This window comes from Rheinheimera tangshanensis, from assembly GCF_014645135.1.
Taxonomy (GTDB): Bacteria; Pseudomonadota; Gammaproteobacteria; order Enterobacterales; family Alteromonadaceae; genus Pararheinheimera; species Pararheinheimera tangshanensis.
Genome location: NZ_BMLH01000005.1, coordinates 199,906 through 223,692, shown reverse-complemented (window position 1 = coordinate 223,692; position 23,787 = coordinate 199,906). Strand labels below are relative to the sequence as shown.

The window sequence follows — 23,787 nt, the reverse complement described above, 5'->3', positions numbered from 1 at the left end:
ATTGATTAGAACAGGACTTTTCATAGTGGATTCTTATTTCTTATTCCCGCAAATTGACCCGGTGATCTTCAGCATAGGGCCAGTGGCCGTGCGCTGGTATGGTCTTATGTATGTGATTGCTTTTTTACTGGCGAACTGGCTGGCGAACCGGCAAGCCGATAAACCAGGTTCAGGTTGGACCCGCGATCAGGTCAGTGACTTGCTGTTTTTCGGCTTTTTAGGCGTCATTGTTGGTGGTCGGGTGGGTTATGTACTGTTTTACAGTTTCAGTAACTTTATTGCCGACCCACTGTATTTATTCCGTACCTGGGAAGGCGGCATGTCCTTCCATGGTGGTGTGTTAGGTGTGATGGCCGCTATGGCCTGGTTTGCCTGGCGCAATAAAAAGCGCTATCTGGAACTGGGCGATTTTGTTGTGCCGCTGCTGCCTTTAGGTTTAGCTTTTGGTCGTTTGGGTAACTTTATCAACGGCGAATTATGGGGGCGCACGACAGACGTGCCATGGGCGGTATTGTTCCCTAATGCGGGTATGTTGCCACGCCATCCGTCTCAGCTGTATGAGCTGTTGGCTGAAGGCATCATCCTGTTTATTTTGCTGCAATGGTACAAACGCAAAAATCCACCAGCCGGTAACGTCGCGGGTTTATTCTTGCTTGGCTATGGGACAGCGCGTTTTATTATCGAATTCTTCCGCGAGCCGGATGCGCATTTAGGCTTGTTGTCGCTGGGTATGTCGATGGGGCAGTGGCTCTGTATTCCAATGATTATTGCTGGTTCAGGCCTTATTATCTGGGGCTATAGCCGTCAGAATAAAATTTCAGCTAAAGAGAGCAAGGCATGAAGCAGTATTTAGACTTAATGCGCCATGTGCTGGAACATGGCCATAAAAAATCAGACCGTACTGGCACTGGCACTATCAGCGTGTTTGGTTATCAGATGCGTTTTGATTTAAGTCAGGGCTTTCCGTTGGTGACCACCAAAAAGTGTCATCTGCGGTCCATTATTCATGAGTTGCTATGGTTCCTTAAAGGCGACACCAACATTCAGTATCTGAAAGATAATAAAGTAACGATTTGGGATGAATGGGCGACAGAGCAGGGCGATTTGGGCCCTGTTTATGGTGCACAGTGGCGCAGCTGGCAAACACCGGATGGTCGGGTGATTGACCAAATCAGCCAACTGATTCATGACATTAAAACGAATCCGGATTCACGCCGATTAATTGTCAGTGGCTGGAATCCTGCAGTATTACCAGATACAAAGTTCAGCCCAAAAGACAATGCGGCTATGGGCAAACAGGCCTTGCCTCCTTGCCATACTTTATTTCAGTTTTATGTGCACGATGGCAAATTATCCTGCCAGTTGTATCAGCGCAGCGCTGATATTTTTCTGGGCGTGCCTTTTAATATCGCAAGCTACGCGTTGCTGACCATGATGGTAGCGCAAGTCTGTGATTTAACACCCGGTGATTTTGTGCATACTTTTGGGGATGCGCATTTGTACAGCAACCACCTGGATCAGGTGAATGAACAGCTCAGCCGTACTCCACATCCGTTACCACAGATGAAACTCAATCCTGCCATTAAAGATATTTTTGGTTTTACTATAGACGATTTTGAGCTGGTCAATTATTTGGCGCATCCTGCGATTAAAGCGCCTATAGCTATTTAAAATAGCTGTTAAAAACACTCGGTGTAGCGTTGTGCAAAAGTCCGTGATTCATGGCACTAATTTTGCTGTGTATCAGACAGAGACCAACAATCGACAGCTACACCGGGGGCCAGAGTGCGGATAGTCGGATTAGTAATTACAGTTCTGCTGTTATGCAGCTGCAGTTTTTTGCCGCAAGGGCAAGAAGTTGCCGAGCCGGCGGAACTATCACAGAAAGATCAGCATCCGCCTCTGTTGTATTACACTGAGCGTTTAGCAGATCAACTTTTTTATCAACTCCAGCCTCTGGAATCCGGCGCTATTGCCGTCACTACTTTTGCTGACGTGCAACTGATGGCGCCGGATACTAGTCGTCATTCCAGCTACAATGCGTCTTTGCAGCTGCAAGAAAGTATGCAGACTGTCGCGACTCAGTTGGGCTATCAAGTCAGTGAGATCCGTTTAAACGACGCTGTACTGGTACATCCTGGTTTTGAAAATACCTTAGGTCGTGACGTCAGTCAGCTGGCGCAGGATCAGCAAGCGCGTTATGTAATTACCGGCACTTTGACGGAAGGCGAAGTTCATATCACAGTCAATGCCAAATTAATTGACCTGAAAAGTCAGCGCGTACTCGCTGCTGCATCCAGTGTTATTCCTGTCGCCGTGTTATGGCCCAACGAGCAGTTGCAATTGCGCCATAATAAGTTGTATCGCAATTCGGAGTCTTAATTTATGACTACATTTCGCCAGCTTATTCTTTTATGTGGCATGACGGCTACAGTTGCTGTTTCTGGTTGTGCGCCTTTGATTGATACTGATCCGCAAGGAAAACCTGTTGTGCCCGCCAATAAAGTTGAACTGCAACAAGGCCGGGTGACTTACAGCAAAGATGATGCTGTTGTTGAGCCTGATCAGCTGTTTGTTAATCAATATGACAGCGCGACGGCACAACACGCCCGTATGGCGGGGATGAATCCAACCAGTTACAAACCTGAACCTGCTGTGACCGTGAATCACTATGTACAAAGTATGATGCACGATTTAGCGGCCAATCTTGAAGTGTTAAGTACCACCTTTAGCCTTGGAGTCACTAGTTTTGTTTATTTGGATGGCGATTATCAGCAAGGCGATTTATTAGGCAATCAGCTGTCTGAAGCTTTTATGCACGAAGCGACTCAGTTTGGTATTGCGGTGACAGATTTTAAAACCACAGATTATATCCGGGTTACACCCACAGGTGATTTTACCTTTAGCCGTGACTTTCTGGAACTGACCCAACAATACCCCATCAGTGTGGTGTTGGGTGGCACTCTGGTTCGTCATCAGAACGGTGTATTGGTCAATGCCCGTATGATCAATGTGAATGATAAAAAAGTATTGGCAACGGCTCAGACCTTTATTCCACAAAATGTGGTTCAGGCCTTAAAAGCGACTCAGAGTGCACCTCTGCTACAGCTCAAAGCCGCTGAAACTCCCTAGTACCTTGACACTGGATCTTTTTATGAACTCATTGAATTCAGCTATGACCGCCGCATCAGCTAAAGCCTTGCTGATAGCTGTAGCCTTGGTGTTATCCGGTTGCGCGACCTCATCTGCCCAACACTCAGAAGCAACAGCCAGCCAGTCTGATACCACGGACACCCATCAGGTCTCTGATAGCGGTTCTGTCGAGTCCTCTGTTGTGGCCAGTGCATCCGGTGAGCTTTGCCGATGTGATTCCAGTTCGTCCTCCGAATCGTCGCAAACTCTGGGCGCAACGACACAGAACAGAGATACCGAATGGTTTGGTTTAACTCAACCTTATCAGGAAGCAGAGCCTGCTATGGGTATGGAGCGCAGCTCGCAACTGGACAGTGCAGCAGTTAACAATGGCCAACCTATTCCTGGTTTGGCGATAAAACAAATGAGCCGCAGAACCTTGCCATCTGAATTGGCCGCTGCAGGCACTGAACCACAGCTGTATCAATCCGCAGCTATGTTTCAGCAAAGTCGCAAATCTTTGAGCGATTATGTGGCTCAGCTTGCCTTTAAACTGGCTGGAAACCAACAATTACATGGAGTGAAGGTTGGAGTTGCGAGTTTTGTACTTTTTGATTCCCAGCTCGAGCAAACCAGCGCTATCGGGAACCAACTGGCTGAAGAGCTCAGCACAGTATTGCCAGGCTATGGCGCTGCAGTGATTGAATACAAGCTCACCAAACATATTACTGTGGGACCAACAGGCGATTTGTCTTTATCCCGCAGTACCTCAAAGCTCAGAAATCCGCAGGGAATGGACTACGTATTGACGGGCACTATGACGCCAACGCGCCGTGGTTTACAAATTACCAGTAGGGTCGTGTCAACCAGAGATAATGTCGTGATAAGTTCAGCGAGCACTCTGATCCCTGCTCTGGTCTTACAGCAACTTTAAGTCCTGTTTAGTTGGGAAACGCGAAAGAGAATATCAGCAGGAAAATGGCCGCCCCAACAGGAATCGAACCTGTAACTGCCCCTTAGGAGGGGGCCGTTATATCCATTTAACTATAGGGCGGATTTCAGAAGGCCTTAAACTAGCACAGCTGATGATTTCTGTGAACTCTAGTTGAATCAACAGGTTCTTTATTGAGCAATTCAGAGGCTTTGGTTTTATCAAGGCTGTTCTTTGTTCGTGATCAATGTAGCTGCGTCACCCACCTGGACATTAGCCAGTAAATCCATATTGATGCTTTCAGCCCAGGCATTCTTGTGGTTCAGTTCAGTGATTTTAACTTTTAGCTCACTGACGGTCAGTTGATCCTGTAGCTGGCCAAAACTATCTTTATGCTGGCGACGGAACAAAATAGTCAGCTCATCCCCCAGTTTTAAACCTTGTCGACTGCCAAGATTGAGCAGCACTTTGTGTTGTTGTACCAGGGTAATATCCGCCAGTATAGTTTCACAGCGCAATGCTTCCTCTACATCCTGAGCCGCGGCATTGAGTACTCGCTCTATCGACTTACCATAGTCGGTTTGCCAGAAACGTTGGGTTTTGGGGCTGATCACTGTCGTGCTGTTAAACCCCCAGACCGCAGAGGTTTGGTATTTTTGGCTGAACAACACTTTCTGCTCCTGAATATCAGTGAGCTCCAGTTGCAGCTGATAAAAACGTTCTCTGTCCTGATCGGACCAAAACGACCAATTGGTACCGACTCGCTCACCCAGCGAGACATCTCCAAGGCTGGCTTTGAGTAAATAGCGACCACCGTAATTACGCTGTAAAGCACCACGATCGGCATAACTCAGCTCTGGTTGCCGGATGGATTGGGGCAGTAACTTGATCAGACTCGAGCCTGAAGACTCTTCCAGTTTTTGAATAAACAAACTAGTGCTCGCTTCATCCAGTTCGTACAGTTGTCCTACAATAGCCTGCTCTCTGTTTTCGATAAAAAATGGGCTGATCAACAGCTCTTTTTTTAATTGCAGATTGGCGCATTGATTTTGATCTGGGTAAATATCCGCTCTGATGGTGACGTTGACGTAGCCATTTTCTTCGGTCTCAGAGACGATTTGTACATTGTGTACTTCGCCCTGAGTTTGTAAAAACATCGACTCCTGAGTCAATAAACCGTCGGTGACCTGTTGTACTGTGCGGATTGAAGCCCCTGAATACAACAAGGCTTTACGTACCGCATCTTCTGTAGCTGCAGCTCTGGCTGACGTCATGTCGCCAGCACGCAGTACAGCCTGGCCTGTGGCCTCATACCAATCCGCGTTGGCGTAGCTGCAAAGCAGTGGCCAAGCCAGCAGTGATATGCGAAACCCGGTTAGACGCATAACGAACCCTCATTAATAGAATTAAGACTACAGTAGCAAAAGCTATGCCTGAATGCAGAGCCTGAGGCAAAAACAAGAATAATGTAGAAGAGGCATGAATTGTGCATCGTTTACCACAATGAATTGATGCAGAAAAGGGCAGAGGCACGCCATTATGAACAAACTGACCATCAGCGCCTTATTGCTAACCTTGTTACCTGGTTGCAGTCTGGTCGCGGATCGCCACGTGGAGTGGGAAACTGTAGAGCCCCAGCGTTTTCCTATTTTAAAAGCTGTTGGCTATGCTCCTTTGAGTCAGCAGCCAGGTGCCACTGAGCAGGAACGTATGCTGATGGCGATGAAAGCTTCGAAACTGGAAGCGTACAGAGAACTGGCCGAACAGGTCTATGGCCAAAGAATTGACGCTAAAGCCAATATGCAACAAATGATGGTTGGAAATGATCAGTTGACCTCATCCGTCAGTGGCATTATTCGTGGTGCCCGCGTAGTGAAAACTTATCCTGTCGGTGATGTATATGCGACAGAGCTGGAGCTGGATTTTAAGCAAGTCTATGATTTGTATTTAAATAGCCAACCGGCCCGTCGGATAAAAAATGTGAAGTATTACTAAACACTTCTTACATCAGTGCACAAAAAAACCGTCATCAGACGGTTTTTTTGTTGGATAAGGAGCTTAGGCTTTAATGCCTGGCCCTTTATCAACCTGAGCTGCTTTGCCTTTATTGGTATAGGTTAAACCAGCCCGACCACGGCTTTGCAACAGCTCAGTTTTAAAGCGTTCTATCACCAGTTGGCTTTGCTCGACGCTTTGACTGTTGACCTGATTTTGGAATTTACATTGAGCCAGTTTCTCTTCAAGACGTTGCAACTGCTCTTTAAACCAGTCCTGTTGTTTAGCTGCGTCAAGCTCAGGCGATGCTGTTAATTGCTCGTCAGTGGCCTGAACTAAGTCAAGAATGTGGATTTTTTCGTCGGTGTTAGTTTTTAATGCTTCAACATCACGGCTCTGGATGGCGTCCAGTTCCTTGTGAAGCAACAAAAGCAGCACATCCAGCTGCTGCTCTTGCTCATTTAACAAAGTGAGGATAGAAGAGTAGGCGTTACTCATTTTTTGTTGAAGAACTCGCCTTCAAACTGAACGATACGGCGTGCCAGCTGCTCTACATTCACTTTGTATTTGCCTTCAGAGATCTCTTGTTTGATCTTGTCCACTTTCTCTTGATCAATACCTGAGCTTGCTTTTGCTTTTTCCTGGGCCTTACTAAACTGCTGGGCCTGAGATGTCAGCGAAACTGAATCCTGTTTTTGTGCAGCTGTGCCTGTTGTGCTTTGCTGCTGAACGGCCTGTTGTTGTGCAACCTGCTGTTTTTGAATGTTTTGTTGTTCGGCTTTATCTGCTTTCACCTGTTGAGTGACTGGCAGGCCAGTGTTTACATTAATCGCCATTTCTCTATCCTCTTCATCCGGTTTCGGATCCCTTACTCTGTATAACGGCATCGACTGACAAAACTTTAGGCATTATTTAAAATTTTATTTCGACTTTTTTCACTGCTACTACTTCTGCAACAACGATTCGATTGGATTGCCTGTTGCTGACCCTGATCTGGTCACCCAAAATGCCGTCCATTTGTGCTATGCCAGCGGTTCTGACCTCAAGGCCGTTATTTAACCCACTAATTGTAACTATATCGCCTTTACATACAAGACAAAGATCCTGCAATGTCACCACTTGTCCTGCTGATAAGCTTCTTTTTACTCTGGCTCCAATCACTGACGCCGGTTCTTTAACTAAAGAGCCTCGCGCCAAACGTAAATCAGCTTGCCCCACTGTTAACATATCGGCACTGATCAGCGAACCTAGAGTAATATTTCGCAGGCTAATCACAGCTTCAGTTTGCTCAGAGAAGCGTGCAGAAACAAAAAGCTGCCAGGGTTTTGGACCTGGACAGCGGATCTGTACTGTTGCTTGATTGTTCACCGGCCCTGCAAAGCTAAACTGCAAAGGCTGATCGCACTCTTTATCTGGGAGCCGGGAGTCCAATGCTGAGATCTGGCTGTGGGTACCAGCCGGTACTTGGTCTTGCTGTTTTAACCAGTCAGAGGTTGCAGCAGTCAACTGAGCAGGACTAAAACTTGCCGCTTGTAGTGAAAATACCGCACAAAAAGTGCTGGCTGCAAAAGCGCAGAGCAGCGAGTATTTCGAAAATTTATCGTACATTTTCATATGGTTTCAGCTATGCTTTATCGGCAAAGGGTTATAACATACTTAAGTATGTCAATTTTCAGTCATTTTTCATTCTAGAGTGGTCCAAGCAAGAATCGTTCCCGATTTTTTAGGTTCACGAATTCGTTTAGGTAAGGGAGTCTTCAATGGCGGGTATTCTGGATTCAGTCAATCAGCGCACTCAATTAGTTGGCCAGAACAGACTGGAACTTCTATTATTCCGCTTGCAGGGTAATCAACGTTTTGGCATTAACGTATTTAAAGTGCGTGAGGTGTTGCAATGTCCGCCCTTAACCGCCATTCCTAAACGCAATAAATATGTCAGAGGTATTGCCCATATCCGGGGACAGACCATTTCAGTGATTGACTTGAGTTTGGCTACAGGTGGCCGTGCAATAGAAAACACCAAAGACTCTTTTATCATCATTGCTGAATACAACCGCTCAGTGCAGGGGTTTTTGGTGCAGTCTGTTGAACGCATTATCAATATTAACTGGGCTTCTATCATGCCACCGCCAAAAGGCACAGGTGGTAAACAGAGTTATTTGACTGCTATTACTGAGATAGATAAAGAGCTGGTAGAGATCATTGATGTGGAGAAAATTCTGGAAGAAATTTCTCCATCGCCAACCACAATCAGCAGCTCAGTAGTGACGTCTACCATCAGCGAAGATTTAGGCGACAGATTAATTTTGATTGCTGATGACTCAGTTGTGGCCAGAAATCAGGTGAAAAGGGCGTTAGAGGGCCTGGGTGTTAAAATGCACCTGGTGAATAATGGTCGGGAAGCTTTAACCTTTTTGCAGGAAACGGCGACCGCTTGCCAGAACTCAGTCACGGATAAAGTAGGTTTGCTGATCTCCGATATCGAGATGCCTGAGATGGATGGCTACACTCTGACTGCTGAAATTCGCTTGGATCCCAAATTGAAACCATTGCATGTTATTTTACATACCTCGCTTAGCGGTGTATTTAACCAGCAGATGGTGCAGAAAGTGGGCGCTGATGATTTTATTGCGAAATTTAACCCGGATGAATTAGCCGAATCCGTGCGCAAATGGTTGCATACTGATTAGAGGTTTTATGTTAGTGGCAAACAAAGAGCTGCAGGAAAGTGAGTATCGATTGTTTCGGGATTTTCTCGAGCAGCAGTGCGGTATTGTGCTGGGTGACAACAAACAATATCTGGTGAAAAGTCGCCTGGCGCCTTTGATGCAGCGTTTTGGTTTATCTTCGCTGTCAGAGTTATTAAACAAAACGTTAAGTCCTTTTGAACGGCAACTACGTTCCGCTGTTATCGATGCCATGACGACTAATGAAACTTTATGGTTTCGCGATAATTACCCTTATGAACTTTTAAAGAAGCAAATTCTGCCTGAGTTTGAGAAAGACCATAAAACTGTCAAAATTTGGTCGGCTGCAAGTTCTTCCGGACAAGAACCTTATTCTATCGCAATGACAGGGCTGGAGTACCAGCAAAGTCGGCCTTCTGCCTTCCCTATGGGTTTACATATTTTAGGCACTGATATATCTAATGCGATGCTGGAACATTGCCAGCGCGCTGAATATGACGGCTTGGCTTTATCGCGGGGCTTATCACCTGAGCGGCGCAGTAAATTTTTTGACGATTCAGGCAACGGCATGATGCGGCTAAAAGATGCCGTTCGTAAAAACGTGTCTTTCCGGCATTTGAATCTGTTAGACAGTTATACCTTGCTTGGCAAGTTCGATATTATTTTCTGTCGTAACGTACTTATTTACTTCTCCCCTGAAGTGAAAATGAAGATCATCAAACAGTTCTCTCAAGCCCTAAACCCGCGTGGTTACTTGTTTTTGGGCGCTTCTGAGTCTCTCTCTAGCCTGAACAACGACTTTGATATGGTGCGTTGTAATCCAGGCATTGTCTACCGCAAAAAAATCTGACTATAAATTCTGGCCTGAGTTTTGCTTAGTATTTGCCATCTCTGAAAAACAGGATGGCAATAATGGCAATCAGCTTCGATAAAGCATTCGGGCTTCACCCCGATGCACTACTGATCCGTGATAAACGCTCTCAAGTCTTGGCCGAAAATATCGCAAATGCCGATACTCCGGGTTACAAGGCAAAAGACATGGATTTTCAAACCGCATTAGCGGGTGCTCAGTCGCGCCAGTCAGGTTCGCTTGGCCGGACTGACCCAAAGCATTTTGAAATTTCTACAGCCCGCCATGCTGATTCTCAATATCGTATTCCTAATCAACCTGACACAGGGGATGGCAATACTGTGGATATCCATGAAGAGCGGAATGCTTTTACCCGCAATAGCATGGAGTATCAAACTACGCTGAATTTCCTGAACAGTCGCATAAGCGGCCTGAAAAAAGCTATTACCGGAGGTACTCAATAATGAGTCTTTACAACGTTTTTGATATTGCCGGGAGCGGAATGTCTGCGCAACAAGTGCGGCTGAACACCACTGCCAGTAATATGGCGAATGCCAATAGTATTAGTAGCAGTGTCGACCAAACTTACAGAGCGCGCCACCCTGTGTTCGCCACTGCGTTAGAGCAAGCTCAGCAGGGCCAGGAAGGCGCCAAGGTCCAGGTATTGGGTATTGTTGAATCTGATGCACCGCTGAATGTCGAGTACGCACCACATCATCCTTTGTCTGATGAAAAAGGTTATATCTACAAACCCAATGTCAACATCATGGAAGAGATGGCAAACATGATTTCTGCCTCACGCTCTTACGAGACCAATGTGCAGGTGGCTGATGCGGCTAAACAAATGGTGAGCCGTACGCTGATGCTAGGCCAACGCTAGGGAGTAGGCTATGAGTAAAGTAGATAATACGACGAATCCGCTGGATGGTATGTATTGGGGAGATAAACCCACTACAACAGAAAATAATAATGGCGCTTTAACTCAATCTGATTTCTTTGCGCTGTTGACTCAGCAGTTGGCCTATCAGGATCCGACCAAACCGGTCGAGAATGATCAGATGATTGCTCAAATGACCAATTTTACTATGGCCGATGGTATCTCTTCGCTGAATACCAATTTTAAAGATTTTGCTACCACCATGAATTCCAGTCAGGCGCTGCAGGCGTCATCTCTGGTTGGACAGTATGTGTTGGTGAAATCAGATGACATCGTATTTGACGGAAAAAATGAAGTCGTTGCTAGTGCAAACTTCCCTGAAAATGCAACTAACGTCAAAGTGCAGATCAAAAATGCTGAAGGTGTTGTTATTCGCTCCGTCAGCTTACCTGACAAAGATACAGTAGCCGGGCGTTTACAGCTGCCCTGGGATGGAACTACGGATACTCAGGTATTGAATGAAGATGGCACACCTAAGGTGGATGATAAGGGCAATCCTGTGATGGAGCTCGCTCCTAAAGGCGTTTACACCATATCGGTGGAAGGTTCTATCGCCGGGAAAAACGAAGCTATTGTGACTTCTATCTATGCCCCTGTGACCAGTATTACTTTAGGCAACGGCACCACACAAGGCCTGTTATTGAATGTGTATGGCCAAGGCCAGAAAAAATTATCTGATATTGAAGAAATTGCTACCTAATCAACGAATTGAGGTGATCTATGAGTTTTAATATAGCGTTAAGCGGCCTGGCTGCAGCTCAAAAAGATATTGATACCACGGCAAACAACATTGCTAACGTCAATACCACGGGCTTTAAAGAATCCCGCGCTGAATTTGCTGATGTGTATGCGGCTTCGGTATTTAGCTCGAATAAAACTAAAGTAGGGGATGGTGTGACCACCTCTAAAGTGGCACAACAGTTCTCGCAAGGCTCGTTAAAATTTACCAATAACTCACTGGATTTAGCCATTACCGGTGATGGTTTCTTTGCTATCTCTCCTGAGATTGGTAACCGTGATTATTCCTACACCAGAGCTGGTGCTTTTAAGTTAGATAAGAACAACTTTATTTCTGATAACAATGGTGGATTTTTGCAGGGCTTTCCGGTGAATCCAGCCAATGGTGAAACAACTTCAGTCAGTTTAAGTACCACTCAGCCTATTCAGATCCCGAACACGGCTGGTGCGCCTCGTGCGACACAAAACGTGTTTCTGACGATGAACCTGGATTCACGTCAGCAACCTAAAGCAAACCCGTTGCCGGCTTTTGATGCCACTAACTCGGCAACCTATAATAACCAGACTTCTACCACTGTCTATGACAGTTTGGGGGAGCCACATATTTTATCTATGTATTTCCGTCGTACCAACCCGGTGACAGATAACGACTGGGAAGTGTATGCGGTGCTGGATGATAATACGGGCACACCTTTTACATTACCTGCGGCAACCCCTGTGTTGGATTTTGATTTAAACGGTAACCCAACTACTATTCCTATGCCTTCGTTGGTGATGCCAAAAGCTACCTTGGATGGTTTATTGGCGAACGGTGCTCAGTTCACTACTGATGTTTCTATCAACTTTACAGATCAGGGCAATACGAAAAACCCAACACAATACTCATCCAAGTTTGAGCTGGGCAGCTTAGATGGCGACGGTACTACAGTGGGGCGTTTAACCAGCGTAGATATTGATGCGGCAGGTAAAGTGATGGCGTCTTATTCTAATGGTGATCAAACCTATTTAGCTCAGGTAGCTATGGTGAAGTTTGCTAACCCACAAGGTTTAACCCAGTCTGGCAATACCTCGTGGCGTCAAAGCCTGATGTCAGGTGAAGCTTTAGCTGGTGAGGCCAATTCTGGTACTTTTGGAGCTATTAACTCGTCCGCTTTGGAAAGTTCAAACGTCAACCTAACCAATGAGCTGGTCGATTTGATTGCGGCTCAGCGTAACTTCCAGGCTAACTCCAGGGCGCTTGAAGTCAATAGTACCTTACAAAATACTGTACTGCAGATACGATAATAAGATCCTCAAAAAGCCCAAAGTCTTGTTACTTTGGGCTTTTTTATTCCCTGTATTTTACGTTCTCTGTGAGTGCTCAGACGAATTTATCCGTCCAAGGCTCACTGAGAGAATATGGAGGTTATAGTGAACTTCAGAATTATTCTGTTCTCTTGCACGCTCGCGACATTTTCTTCTGTGGCGTCTGAGCAGGAAGTGCTGTTGACGACCGATTTTGTGTTGAAAGCTGGTGCATCTGAAATCCGTACTTTGTCTATACAGAAACCAGAACATCTGGAAAAGTTGGTGATGATTGGATTCAATCCGGTCAGAGCTTTGGCTGTTGATTGCGTAGTGCGGTTGTACACAGGGTCCGATGTTCTACTAGGCAGCTATAATTGTGCCGAACGTCAGAATCATAGTCTTACGCAGTCATTACCCGCTACAACTCAGTTTAAGGCGCAAATTGAGGTGAGTAATAATAATTTCACCCAAGCTACGACCAGGTTTTCCGTGATCAACAGATTTAAGTTTGTCTGCTCAGTCCGCTAGAGGCTGTCATTGTCATGGCCACAAATTACAAAGAATCCCGATTGTAATTTTTCTATTAACTACAGACATATAGTTTTTGAGCCTCTTTCTAAATATTCTGATTTTCCTTGTTGGCATCAGTCTTGCTTTACTTAACTTATCTCAAGTGGAGGCCAGACTATGGACCATTTACTCTATATCGCAATGAGCGGTGCCAAAGAAAATATGAATGGCATCAGCATCAAAGCGAATAACCTTGCAAACAGCACTACGACGGGCTTTAAAGCTGATTTAGAGCAGGCTCGTGCTATGCAAGCTTTTGGTGAGGGGTTGCCGACTCGGGTTTTTTCTCTGACTGAGCGACCAGGTCAAAATTTTGACGATGGCTCTTTTATTATCACTGAGCGTGAGCTTGATGTCGCAGTGCAGGGCAAAGGCTGGTTGTCGGTGCAAGACGCTGAAGGTAACGAAGCTTATACCAGAGCAGGCAATTTACAGCTAAGTCCGACTGGAGTACTGCAAACAGCCTCAGGCTTAAATGTGATAGGCGAAGATGGCCCTATTCAGTTGCCTTTACCTATAGCGAAAATGGAAATTGGTGGAGACGGTACCATCAGCATCCGACCTCAAGGCGCGCCAGCAAATGTAATGCAGGATGTGGGGCGACTAAAGCTGGTTAAACCAGAGTTTCAGGATATTGAAAAAGGCACGGACGGTTTGTTTCGTCGCAAAGATGGTGAAGTTGCAGAATTAGATGCAACGGTCAGGGTGCTCAGCGGTGCAGTTGAAGGCAGTAATGTCAATGCAGTGGGTGAAATGACCCAGATGATCAGTTTACAACGTCAGTTTGAAGTTCAAGTCAAAATGATGAAAACGGCCGAAGAGATTGATCGGCAACACAACCAAATTATGAGAATAATCTAAGGCTTGAGCCTGGGAGGTTAGCATGCATCCAGCTTTATGGATCAGTAAAACCGGTTTAGACGCGAAGCAGCGTGATATTTCGGTGATTTCCAATAACCTGGCCAACGCCAGTACTATAGGCTTTAAGAAAAGTCGCGCGATATTTGAGGACTTGCTGTATCAAAACATTAACCAGCCAGGCGGACGTTCTTCTCAGAACTCAGAGCTACCGAATGGTTTGATGTTAGGTGCAGGTACCAAAGTGGTCGCGACCCAGAAAAGCTTTACGCAAGGCAATATGATCACGACCGAAGGCAGTCTGGATGTGATGATCCAGGGCCATGGCTTCTTTGAGGTGCTGATGCCGGATGGTACTACCTCCTACAGCCGTAATGGCCAGTTCACTACGGACAGTGACGGCAATCTGGTCACCTCAGGGGCTGGTTATCAAATTCAACCCAACATCGTTATTCCTGAAGATGCCCAAAGCATCACTATCTCACAGGATGGTGAAGTGTCTGTGCGTTTACCAGGTCAGGTCGACCAAGCTGTCGTAGGGCAGTTAACTGTCACTAACTTTGTGAATCCGGCCGGTTTAGAACCTGTAGGTCAGAACTTATTTACTGCCACTGCGGCCAGCGGTGATCCGGTGCAAGGTATTCCTGGTCTGGAAGGTCGCGGGATTTTAGTTCAGGGCGCACTGGAAACTTCGAACGTGAATGTGACAGAAGAACTGGTCAGTCTGATTGAAAGTCAGCGTGTGTATGAAATGAACTCCAAAGTGATATCAACTGTTGATCAGATGCTGGGTACTGCTATTCAGCAGCTGTAGGAGTAAGTGGATGAACAAGTTAATTCTGCTGGTACTGACACTGCAACTTTGTGTGGGTTGCGCTGGTGGCTTCAATGAGCCTATGCCGGACGACCCAAACTTTGCGCCTTTGCCACCTGAGCCACAGGCCGTTCCTTTGTCCAACAATGGTTCTTTGTTTGCACAAGGTTTGTCGAACGGTTTGTACTCGGATAACAAGGCCCGTCGTCCTGGTGACATTATCACTGTGGTGTTAAAAGAAAATACTCAGGCGTCCAAAACAGCTAAAACTGAGTTTGGTAAAGACAGCTCCGCCAGTTTTGACCCTATGGTGGGGTTAGGTGGCCGTGATGTCAGTGTACTTGGAAATACACTGCAATTCGGTGCCAACTCAGCGTCAGATTTTAAAGGCGATTCTAAAGCAGATCAGAGCAACAGTTTAGTTGGTGATATCTCTGTCAACGTGTTGCGGGTCATGGCCAATGGTAATCTGGTGATCCGTGGCGAGAAATGGTTAACGCTGAATACGGGTAAAGAGTTTATTCGTTTAACAGGGGTCATTCGTGCCGAGGATATAGATTCGAGAAATACAGTGGAATCGACCAAAATTGCTAATGCCCGTATTGAATACAGCGGCACTGGTGCTACTCATGGCGGCCAGGGGCCAGGCTGGTTAACCCGATTCTTTAATGGCGTATTGTGGCCGTTTTAACGCAGGTGACATGATGAAACTTATCCAAAGCCTTTTTGTAGTGCTGTTATCCGGTGCTTTTTGTTTGCCGGCTTCAGCTGCCCGGATTAAAGATTTAACCAGTGTACAAGGGGTTCGCAGTAACCAATTGGTTGGCTACGGTCTGGTGGTGGGTTTGCCTGGTACAGGTGAGCAGAGCCCCTTTACTGAACAAAGCTTCAGAACCATGCTGAGTAACTTTGGCATTAATATGCCGCCTGGTATGAAATCACAGATTAAAAACGTGGCTGCAGTGGCAGTGCATGCGGAGTTACCTGCGTTCAGTAAACCCGGGCAGACTATTGATATTACAGTGTCATCTATGGGCAGTGCGAAAGGCTTACGGGGCGGCACGTTATTACAAACCTTCCTCAAAGGTTTAGACGGCAACGTTTATGCTGTCGCCCAAGGTTCGCTGATTGTCAGTGGTTTAGGCGCGGAAGGGGCTGATGGCTCAAAAATTCTGGTGAATACTCCTACCGTAGGTCGTATTCCGAATGGCGCTACTGTTGAACGCGAGGTGCCGTCTCCTTTTGCTGACGGTGACTTTATTACCTTTAATTTGAATAGTTCAGATTTTACCACCGCCAAAACTTTGGCTGAAACGATCAATAATTTTATTGGTCCAGGTACAGCCCAATCGCTGGATGCGTCGTCTGTCCAGGTTCGGGCCCCACGTGATATCGATCAGCGTGTGTCTTATTTGTCGACTTTGGAAAATTTAACCCTGGAGCCTGCCAGTCAGTCAGCTAAAATTATTATCAACTCCAGAACCGGTACCATAGTGATAGGTAAAGATGTGCGGTTGTTTCCGGCTGCTGTGACTCATGGTGGTTTAACTGTGACTATCGCTGAGAATCCAACTGTAGTGCAGCCCAATGTTTTAGCGGGCGGGGATACCGCAGTAGAGCAAAACAGCATTATCGATGTGCGCCCGGATCAGTCACGTATGTTTAAGTTTGATCCAGGCACAACACTGGATGATTTAGTCAGCACCATCAACGCCGTTGGCGCAGCGCCAGGGGATTTGATGGCCATTTTAGAAGCCTTAAAAGAAGCGGGCGCCATTCATGGCGAGCTTGTGGTGATCTAAATGAGTCAAGTTGAGAACAAGGTCAATTATCATGACTTAACCGGACTGGCGCAGCTAAAACATAGCTCAGGCGGTGATGATGATGCTGCGCTAAAACAAGCAGCTAAACAATTCGAATCAATTTTTATGGGCATGTTGCTCAGCAGTATGCGTAAAGCCAACGAAGTATTCGAAGATGACGGCGTTCTCAACAGTAATGCGACTAAGTTTTATCAGGATATGTACGACAAACAGCTATCGACTGAACTGTCAGAAAAAGGCAGTTTAGGTTTGGCTGATTTGCTGGTGCAACAACTAAGACCTACCAAAGGCAAAACCACGCCAGCATCTATGTTGAAATTACCAACAGAAGCCGCGCCTGTACCAGATAAAACAGCCAGTGCAGACACCTCTGTTCCTGCTATAGCTCCAGCTAAAAATACAGCTGAAGTTGCACAACCTATAGTTACAAAAGCGCCACAGGTGATTACTGAAACTTTGGCTTCTGAACCGGATCCAGATAATGAAGACTGGAGCTTTGAAAGTCCGGGTGAGTTTATTCAAAAACTAATGCCAGCCGCCAAACAAGCAGCACAGAAACTGGGGTTAGAACCCTTAGCACTCTTAGCTCAGGCCGCGCTTGAGACAGGCTGGGGGCAACGTACTTTTAAAACGGCTGAAGGTAATAACAGCTTTAACTTTTTTGGCATCAAAGCCCACAATAGTTGGCAGGGTGATGTGGCTGTGGTTGATACTCTGGAGTATCGTCAGGGCGTTGCACAAAAAGAAAAAGCTAAATTCCGTGCTTATGAGTCGCCTGAGCAAAGTTTGGGTGATTATGTCGACTTTATTAAATCTAACCCGCGTTATCAGCAGGCCGTGGCGATGGCTGATAACCCTAAAGCTTATTTCCAGCAATTACAGGCTGCAGGTTATGCCACAGACCCAAACTACGCTCAGAAAATTTTGGCTGTATTTAACAGTGAAACGTTCAAACAGGCACGAAACCTGCTTGTTAATAAATAATAAAGAGTAGCGAATACATATTAAAGATAGAGTCGGGGCTACCGACTCGCAAAGCTAAGATGCGCTAAGCATTACTGGAGATGGAGATGTCGGATAATTTACTGCGGATTGGAACTTCAGCCATACTGGCAAGTACAGCGTTGCTTTCGACCACAAGTAATAATATCGCTAACCTGAATACCCCAGGCTACTCCAGGCAGCGTACTGAATTTGAATCGAATATACTGGGCTTGGGCGTTGGACGTGGCACAACCGAACGTCTGGTGAACGATTTTGCGCTGAAGCAAATGTGGCGTGATACCTCCTCTGTTAGTTATGCCAATCAATTTTTATCTGAGGCAAGCAGAGTTGATACCTTGATGTCAGATCAATCGAATAGTATCTCCACTGGTATGTCGTCCTTTTTCAGCCAACTACAAACCGCTATCAATGACCCAACTAACTCCTCTTCACGCCAATTAGTGATGGGCGGAGCTCAAACTTTATTAAACAAATTCAATACGCTATCTACTCAAATGACAGCGCAGAATAAATATTTAAGTCAACAACTGGAAACCGATGCAGCAGATGCAAACGAGCAAATTGGTGTGATAGCTCGTCTGAATCAGGAGATTCTGGCTTATGGAACCAATCCAGCTAAGCCGCCACCGTTGGATCTGCTAGACAAGAGAGACCAGGCTATTAAAGAATTGTCCGCTCTGGTGGATATTAATGTGCTTGATGCAGAAAATGGCGATAAACAAGTATTCCTGGGCAGTGGCCAATCTTTAGTGCTTGAAAATGGTAAGTTTAATTTATTTACCGTTGCAGGTGAGCCAGACCCAAATCGTAAGACTTTACAGCTCAAGGCTGGTGTCAATCAGAATGTGGTGATTAACGTTGCTGAAACTGATTTGGGTGGCAAAATAGGCGCCTCGCTTGAGTTTCGCACTAAAGTGCTGGACCCTGCGCAAAGAGAGTTGGGGCAACTGGCTTTAGCTTTTACCGACGCGATGAATACTCAAAACCGCTTGGGGATGAATGCTGATGGTAACTTAGGTGGCGATTTATTTACGCTGCCAAATTTTACTGCTTTGCCTTTTACGAGCAACACTGGTACTGGGGCAATTACTGCCTCCGTAGCGCCTGGACAAGGCAAAAATGTTCCGGCCAATGATGTACGTATCACTTTTACTGCCGCCGATGCCTTTACGGTCGAGGCTTTAGATGCGTCCGGTAATGTGATACCCGGCACCGCAATAAGCCGCACTGGTGTGACTTTTCCTGCGACTGTGACTTCTGATGATACCAACGATTTTTTCGGTTTGAGTATTACACTGACTAACGGTGCGCCAGCTTTTGCGGCAGGGGATAAATTTGACTTAAAACCTTTGGGTATTGCAGCTCAAAATATCAGTTTAGCAACCAACAGGCCTGAGGCTATAGCCCTGGCCTCTCCACTTAAAGGTGAAAAAACGCTGACTAATTTGGGGAATGCAGAAATTGATAAGCTGACGATCAGCAGTGTGGGTCAAGCCGGTAACAGATTATCGCAGCCAGCAAACTTCACAGATGGTCCTATTTCTATCACGTACTTGGGGAATAATCAGTTTCAGATAGAAGATTCTGGTGCTCCTGCTATCAGTGAAACTGTCACATTTGCAGGCACTGATTATCAGAACCTGTTAGGCGCTTCAGTCAACTTTACTAACGCTGGTTTTGATTTTTCTGTTAAAGGTGTGCCGCAAGTGGGCGATACATTCAGTATCAGCTACAACACTGGTGGTTTTGAGGACAATAGAAATGGTCTGTTACTGGGCAATTTACAAAATGCAGATATGGTGCGTATTAATGCCGCAACCACAATCAATGCAGATAAATACCAGACCTTTAATCAGGCCTATTCTGAATTGATAGGGACTGTGGGTACTCAAACCAGTCAGGCTCGTGTTGCTGCAGCATCCTCTAAGTCCTTGTTAGAGCAAACTACGGCATGGCATGAATCTCTATCTGGCGTCAGTCTGGATGAAGAGGCTGCAGATCTGGTCAGGTTTCAGCAGACCTATGCAGCAGCAGCCAAGATATTGTCAACGTCACAAACCATTTTTGACACGCTGTTGCAGGCGGCGAGGTAATAATGCGTACCACTTTTAATATGAAATATGCCCAGAGCCTGGATTCTATTATCAGTACCCAGGATAAATTACAGACTGCAAGTTTAATGATAAATAAGCAGACTAAGATTTTAACTGCAGCGGATGATCCATCTGGTGCCGCCCGAGCTGTTGGTCTGGAAGCGAATATTCAGCAGACGACTCAATATCAGAACAATAACGCTGCGGCTCGTAATAGTCTTGAACTGCAGGAAACGGTCCATAAGAGTATTCGCGGAGCTATGGACAGAGCTCGTGTTCTTACTTTGTCTTTGGGCAATGGTACTTATGATGAAGATGATCGTAAAGCTATAGGCGCACAGTTAGGTAACATCCGAGACGAGTTATTTGATCTGATGAATCGACGCGACGAGTTGGGTGGCTTTTTATTCTCTGGCTTTCAGGACCAGACTCAGCCTTATAGCCTTAATGCAACCACTGGTAAATACGAATTTAATGGTGATGAAGGTCAGAAATCTATTCAGTTGTCCTTGTCTATATCTATAGCCGCCAATGACAGTGGTCGTAGTATTTTTGATAGTGTCGACAAGAGATTCCAGACAACGACTCCAACAGTGGGGGCGCCAGTGACTTCAGCCTCAGTATCTGTGGCGAATCAAAGTGTATTCGATAATTTTTATAAGCAAAATTATGACGGTTTAACGGCAGGGAATAATGATTACACTGTAGTCTTTTCTGCGCCTTCTAACTATGAAGTTCAGCGTAATGGAGCATCGCAGGTCCCTCCTGTAACCGGTACTTACACTGCGGGAGAACCTATTAATTATAATGGTTTGAGCATCGATGTGACAGGTGCGGCGCCTGGAGGTACAGTGGATTTTAGTCTTCAGCCACCGGAAAAAACCAATATTCTCAATTCTTTAACTGACTTAATAAATGGGATTAACGCCGGGGACAGTGGCAATCTGTTAAATGAACGTATTCTGGATGCAACTGTAGAAATTGATAATGCTTCATCAAAAGTTGATTCAGCTATGTCCTCCATAGGCGGACGTTTAAATGTCATCGAGAGTATTTTTGGTAGTAATGAAGATGTGCTTATTGCGACTAAATCACACAAGGCAGATGTAGTAGAACTTGATTACAGCACAGGCATTACTGAATTAGTCAAACAAGAAACTGCTCTACAAGCCGTACAGGCAACCTTTAGCAGAGTCACTGGTATTAGTTTGTTTGATTATATTAATTAAGGATAAGCTGGGTTGATGATAGGGAAATTCATGCTACTGAACGAGCTAAAGAACTACGATCATTTGTATTTAAATGAAAAAGTCTGGCCTACTGTAGATTTTCATAACTGGGATGCGCAGAACTTTGAGCCACTTCCTGTTGAGCAAAAAACAGAGTTATTGTTCTCTTTTAGCCCATTATCCGCGCCGGTCAAGTTATGGTATTGGATGCAATGGAATTTAATTGCACCTGAACAGGTTGATAAAACGGATTTCTACAATCTGTTTAGAGATTTGCCACTAAGTCAAAAATACATGGTTTATAGCCAGTTAGTCAGAGCTGGTTTCGTTGGAAAGTCTCAGGGCATTGATACTTATCCTTTATTTGTAGTTATTTGCGATGAGTTTGCCTTGGCTCACAGTGTTATTGGACAGGCAGCCCATTTAACAGCAGATGCGAATGAAGACGTTGTATTCGTGCTCACGAATCTGTTTGTCGGTTCGTCTCACGGCCCAACCTTGACTACTCTCAATTATGCTAGCGCATTGCGGCGAATGGGTAAGCATCCAATCGTTATATCTACGACCTGTGTGCCTAAAGTGACTATGTATAAATATCCGCTTCCAGCTCCGGTGTTCTTTGGTAATGTCAGAGCAGAGTACTTCAAAAATAATACGTTATTCAACATTGATCACAAAACCGAGACCGAATTGCCTGGCAGGGTTATGGTTGAGTGTTGGGGCGAACAATTCGATTTCGTTCAATTGGCTCCCATGGATGATCCTGAACATTTACAGGAGCTGATCCAATTAGTAAACAGTCTTAACCCTCGCTATATACTTGGGGTTGGAGCTATGAATCCAGTGCTTGAGTTGATAGCAGCAAAACGACCTGTATTAAATATCCCTTGCGTCACATCGCTGGTGACTACCCCACATTCGGTTCCTGTATTACACAGGGAGCTGACAAAGAGTGATGAGCTGCGTCTTCAGCACATTGACTATAAAAAGCCAGTATTAATTAGTCGTTTACCTTTCAGGTTGAGAGAGAATAAAGGTCTTCGCACTAGCTCAATAGAGGATCGCGCTTTAAATTTCGTTGTGGTGGGGCATCGATTGGAGCAGGAAATTAAAGCTGATTTCATTCAGACCTTAGTGACGTTAAAGACAAATTTTCCCCAAGCAGCATTTGTATTTATTGGGCCTGACAACTTGACTGCATTGCCAGCTATGATTCAACAATGTAGCTATTTTACCGGTTTGGTCAGCAACGCTATCGAGTTAATTGGTAGCTGTCATTTCATGTTGAATCCAAAACGCCAGGGAGGAGGGACGTCCGCAATAGAAGCGATGAGTCTGGGCATTCCAGTCTTAACCGAACCTTTTGGAGACGTTTATCAGTATATTGGCGATGCTTTTGTTTGTTGCAATGATGAGGAACGCGTTGAGTTTATTCGCACCTATTTAAATGAATCTGAATGTCGTAGTTTTTACGATGAGCACTGCCGTGCTGTCTATGACGCTGCTACTGATACAGCCAGTCTGCTTCAGCACTTATTACTTGATTTTGATCAGTACATTTATCAGCATTTTGCCGTCTGAGTCCTCCTGAAATCTAAGCCTATCTACCGGAATTAGATTTGCTTAGAATTTTTCTAAAAAAGATTAAACTTTTTCTCTTCAATGCCGATATACAATAATTATACTGAAGTAATGTAAGACTCCTTCTGATTTATCACTAATAAAATAAAAAAACTCCTAAAGAAATTTTGCTTTTGTCCGATACATTAATTAAGCAGGGATTAAAAATAATAAATACTCTGCATATATTATAATGTTCAGGAGAAAATAAAATGGCCTTATTTGTTAATAGTAATATTTCAGCATTAAATGCTCAGCGGCAGTTAATCAATTCAGGAAAATCATTAGACGTATCGTTCCAACGTTTATCTTCTGGTTTTCGTATCAATAGTGCAGCGGATGATGCTGCAGGCTTACAGATCAGCAACCGTTTAACGTCACAGATTAATGGTTTGAACCAGGGTATCAGTAATGCGAACGACGGTATCTCGTTAGCTCAGACAGCTGAAGGTGCGATGGAAGAGATCACCAACGCTCTGCAACGTATCCGAACTCTGGCGATTCAGTCTCAAAACGGTATCAACAGCTCAGGTGACCGTGCGGCCTTACAAAAAGAAGTGTCGGCACTGAAAACTGAAATAAACCGTATTGCAAGCACAACTCAGTTTGGTGGCGTGAACTTACTGGATGGTAAGTATTCTTCAACCTTTTTGGTCGGAGCAAACGCGGGTCAAACGATCAGCGTGAACATATCAAGAACCAATGGCTACGGTACTTCGGGGCTGAGTATTACTCCGTTGTCAGTCGCATCAACTGGATTGGCATCTGCGGCTATCACCTCTGTTGATGCGGCCATAGAGGCGATTGACAGCAAAAGGGCAGATTTGGGTGCGATTCAAAACCGCTTCCAGTCAACGATCCGAAATTTGTCCAACATTGTGGAGAATATCTCCTCAGCCCGCAGCCGGATCCGGGATACAGATTTCGCGAAAGAGACAGCAGAGCTGACTCGTGCTCAGATTTTACAGCAGGCTGGCACCACTATTTTATCGCAGGCAAATCAGCGGCCACAGGCTGCGCTGTCACTGTTAGGCGGTTAATTCTTAGTTAGTACTGCTATCAAAAATTTAGACGACTCCTGAGCTTTATGCTCTTTGGCTACACAAAATTGTGTAGCCTTTTTTATTTTTTTTAATAGCTTTTTCAAATTTTATTTGAATATTTTTCTAAAGAGTTTCTTTCTCGGGTCGATACATTAATTAAGCAGGGATTAAAAGC

26 protein-coding genes and 1 tRNA gene are annotated in these 23,787 nt (G+C 45.3%); 22 read left to right on the top strand and 5 right to left on the bottom strand.

Features of this window, described 5'->3' with window-relative positions:
- Positions 1-25 precede the first annotated feature (25 nt).
- From lgt to IEW88_RS11700, 5 genes are all read left to right on the top strand, one after another.
- Positions 26-841 (top strand): prolipoprotein diacylglyceryl transferase, encoded by an 816-nt coding sequence (gene lgt / locus IEW88_RS11720; protein WP_053424472.1) that lies wholly within the window; start codon positions 26-28, stop codon positions 839-841.
- On the top strand, positions 838-1,671 hold the full coding sequence (locus tag IEW88_RS11715; protein ID WP_147905250.1) for a thymidylate synthase: 834 nt from the start codon (positions 838-840) through the stop codon (positions 1,669-1,671). Before lgt ends, IEW88_RS11715 begins: the two co-directional genes overlap by 4 nt.
- A 168-nt stretch (positions 1,672-1,839) precedes the next feature.
- Positions 1,840-2,382 (top strand): FlgO family outer membrane protein, encoded by a 543-nt coding sequence (locus IEW88_RS11710; protein WP_147905251.1) that lies wholly within the window; start codon positions 1,840-1,842, stop codon positions 2,380-2,382.
- Positions 2,383-2,385: 3 nt separating this feature from the next.
- The gene (locus IEW88_RS11705; protein ID WP_053424475.1) at positions 2,386-3,132 is read left to right on the top strand and encodes a FlgO family outer membrane protein; all 747 of its coding nucleotides are present in this window, start codon (positions 2,386-2,388) and stop codon (positions 3,130-3,132) included.
- A 22-nt stretch (positions 3,133-3,154) separates the two neighbouring features.
- On the top strand, positions 3,155-4,066 hold the full coding sequence (locus tag IEW88_RS11700) for a FlgO family outer membrane protein (RefSeq protein WP_147905252.1): 912 nt from the start codon (positions 3,155-3,157) through the stop codon (positions 4,064-4,066).
- Positions 4,067-4,111: 45 nt separating this feature from the next.
- Here the strand turns inward: IEW88_RS11700 and IEW88_RS11695 are convergent.
- Together IEW88_RS11695 and IEW88_RS11690 are read right to left on the bottom strand one after the other, a co-directional pair.
- A tRNA-Arg gene (locus tag IEW88_RS11695) sits at positions 4,112-4,186 on the bottom strand.
- Between the two features lie 98 nt (positions 4,187-4,284).
- Positions 4,285-5,448 (bottom strand): flagellar assembly protein T N-terminal domain-containing protein, encoded by a 1,164-nt coding sequence (locus tag IEW88_RS11690; protein WP_147905253.1) that lies wholly within the window; start codon positions 5,446-5,448, stop codon positions 4,285-4,287.
- A 154-nt stretch (positions 5,449-5,602) separates the two neighbouring features.
- Between IEW88_RS11690 and IEW88_RS11685 the strand changes: the two genes are divergently transcribed.
- Positions 5,603-6,058: an LPP20 family lipoprotein gene (locus IEW88_RS11685; protein ID WP_053424478.1), complete on the top strand. Its 456-nt coding sequence runs from the start codon at positions 5,603-5,605 to the stop codon at positions 6,056-6,058.
- A 63-nt stretch (positions 6,059-6,121) separates the two neighbouring features.
- Here IEW88_RS11685 and flgN read toward each other — a convergent pair whose 3' ends face one another.
- From flgN to flgA, 3 genes are all read right to left on the bottom strand, one after another.
- The gene (gene flgN / locus IEW88_RS11680; RefSeq protein ID WP_147905254.1) at positions 6,122-6,556 is read right to left on the bottom strand and encodes a flagellar export chaperone FlgN; all 435 of its coding nucleotides are present in this window, start codon (positions 6,554-6,556) and stop codon (positions 6,122-6,124) included.
- A complete protein-coding gene (flgM, locus tag IEW88_RS11675; protein ID WP_147905255.1) occupies positions 6,553-6,894 on the bottom strand; it encodes a flagellar biosynthesis anti-sigma factor FlgM in 342 nt (113 codons plus the stop codon). The genes flgN and flgM overlap by 4 nt, the downstream gene beginning before the upstream one ends.
- A 76-nt stretch (positions 6,895-6,970) precedes the next feature.
- Positions 6,971-7,666: a flagellar basal body P-ring formation chaperone FlgA gene (flgA, locus tag IEW88_RS11670; RefSeq protein ID WP_185148646.1), complete on the bottom strand. Its 696-nt coding sequence runs from the start codon at positions 7,664-7,666 to the stop codon at positions 6,971-6,973.
- 152 nt (positions 7,667-7,818) lie between these two features.
- Here flgA and IEW88_RS11665 point away from each other — a divergent pair, with 152 nt between their 5' ends.
- The 16 genes from IEW88_RS11665 (at position 7,819) to IEW88_RS11590 (ending at position 23,609) form a co-directional block, all read left to right on the top strand.
- The gene (locus tag IEW88_RS11665) at positions 7,819-8,748 is read left to right on the top strand and encodes a chemotaxis protein (RefSeq protein ID WP_147905257.1); all 930 of its coding nucleotides are present in this window, start codon (positions 7,819-7,821) and stop codon (positions 8,746-8,748) included.
- Between the two features lie 7 nt (positions 8,749-8,755).
- Complete coding sequence (locus IEW88_RS11660) at positions 8,756-9,595, top strand: CheR family methyltransferase (RefSeq protein WP_221411454.1); 840 nt, start codon at positions 8,756-8,758, stop codon at positions 9,593-9,595.
- Positions 9,596-9,657: 62 nt separating this feature from the next.
- Positions 9,658-10,059 carry a flagellar basal body rod protein FlgB gene (gene flgB, locus IEW88_RS11655; protein WP_053424483.1) on the top strand — a complete coding sequence of 134 codons (402 nt, stop codon included), beginning with the start codon at positions 9,658-9,660 and terminating at the stop codon, positions 10,057-10,059.
- On the top strand, positions 10,059-10,475 hold the full coding sequence (flgC, locus tag IEW88_RS11650) for a flagellar basal body rod protein FlgC (protein ID WP_053424484.1): 417 nt from the start codon (positions 10,059-10,061) through the stop codon (positions 10,473-10,475). Before flgB ends, flgC begins: the two co-directional genes overlap by 1 nt.
- 10 nt (positions 10,476-10,485) lie before the next feature.
- Entirely contained in the window at positions 10,486-11,232 is a 747-nt protein-coding gene (locus tag IEW88_RS11645; protein WP_053424485.1) for a flagellar hook assembly protein FlgD, read from the top strand.
- A 20-nt stretch (positions 11,233-11,252) separates the two neighbouring features.
- Positions 11,253-12,554, top strand: a complete 1,302-nt coding sequence (gene flgE / locus IEW88_RS11640; RefSeq protein WP_147905258.1) for a flagellar hook protein FlgE — start codon at positions 11,253-11,255, stop codon at positions 12,552-12,554.
- Positions 12,555-12,680: 126 nt separating this feature from the next.
- Positions 12,681-13,085 carry a hypothetical protein gene (locus IEW88_RS11635; RefSeq protein ID WP_147905259.1) on the top strand — a complete coding sequence of 135 codons (405 nt, stop codon included), beginning with the start codon at positions 12,681-12,683 and terminating at the stop codon, positions 13,083-13,085.
- Between the two features lie 159 nt (positions 13,086-13,244).
- The gene (locus IEW88_RS11630; RefSeq protein WP_053424488.1) at positions 13,245-13,988 is read left to right on the top strand and encodes a flagellar basal body rod protein FlgF; all 744 of its coding nucleotides are present in this window, start codon (positions 13,245-13,247) and stop codon (positions 13,986-13,988) included.
- Between the two features lie 22 nt (positions 13,989-14,010).
- Entirely contained in the window at positions 14,011-14,799 is a 789-nt protein-coding gene (flgG, locus tag IEW88_RS11625; RefSeq protein WP_147905260.1) for a flagellar basal-body rod protein FlgG, read from the top strand.
- A 10-nt stretch (positions 14,800-14,809) separates the two neighbouring features.
- Entirely contained in the window at positions 14,810-15,490 is a 681-nt protein-coding gene (gene flgH / locus IEW88_RS11620) for a flagellar basal body L-ring protein FlgH (RefSeq protein ID WP_147905261.1), read from the top strand.
- Positions 15,491-15,503: 13 nt separating this feature from the next.
- Complete coding sequence (locus tag IEW88_RS11615) at positions 15,504-16,601, top strand: flagellar basal body P-ring protein FlgI (protein ID WP_053424709.1); 1,098 nt, start codon at positions 15,504-15,506, stop codon at positions 16,599-16,601.
- Positions 16,602-17,606 (top strand): flagellar assembly peptidoglycan hydrolase FlgJ, encoded by a 1,005-nt coding sequence (flgJ, locus tag IEW88_RS11610; RefSeq protein ID WP_147905262.1) that lies wholly within the window; start codon positions 16,602-16,604, stop codon positions 17,604-17,606.
- An 86-nt stretch (positions 17,607-17,692) separates the two neighbouring features.
- Positions 17,693-19,720 carry a flagellar hook-associated protein FlgK gene (gene flgK, locus IEW88_RS11605; RefSeq protein ID WP_147905263.1) on the top strand — a complete coding sequence of 676 codons (2,028 nt, stop codon included), beginning with the start codon at positions 17,693-17,695 and terminating at the stop codon, positions 19,718-19,720.
- Between the two features lie 2 nt (positions 19,721-19,722).
- Positions 19,723-20,949 carry a flagellar hook-associated protein FlgL gene (gene flgL, locus IEW88_RS11600; RefSeq protein ID WP_053424493.1) on the top strand — a complete coding sequence of 409 codons (1,227 nt, stop codon included), beginning with the start codon at positions 19,723-19,725 and terminating at the stop codon, positions 20,947-20,949.
- 30 nt (positions 20,950-20,979) lie between these two features.
- On the top strand, positions 20,980-22,530 hold the full coding sequence (locus IEW88_RS11595) for a glycosyltransferase (protein ID WP_185148647.1): 1,551 nt from the start codon (positions 20,980-20,982) through the stop codon (positions 22,528-22,530).
- A 251-nt stretch (positions 22,531-22,781) separates the two neighbouring features.
- Positions 22,782-23,609 (top strand): flagellin N-terminal helical domain-containing protein, encoded by an 828-nt coding sequence (locus IEW88_RS11590; RefSeq protein WP_188713508.1) that lies wholly within the window; start codon positions 22,782-22,784, stop codon positions 23,607-23,609.
- Positions 23,610-23,787: the final 178 nt, after the last annotated feature.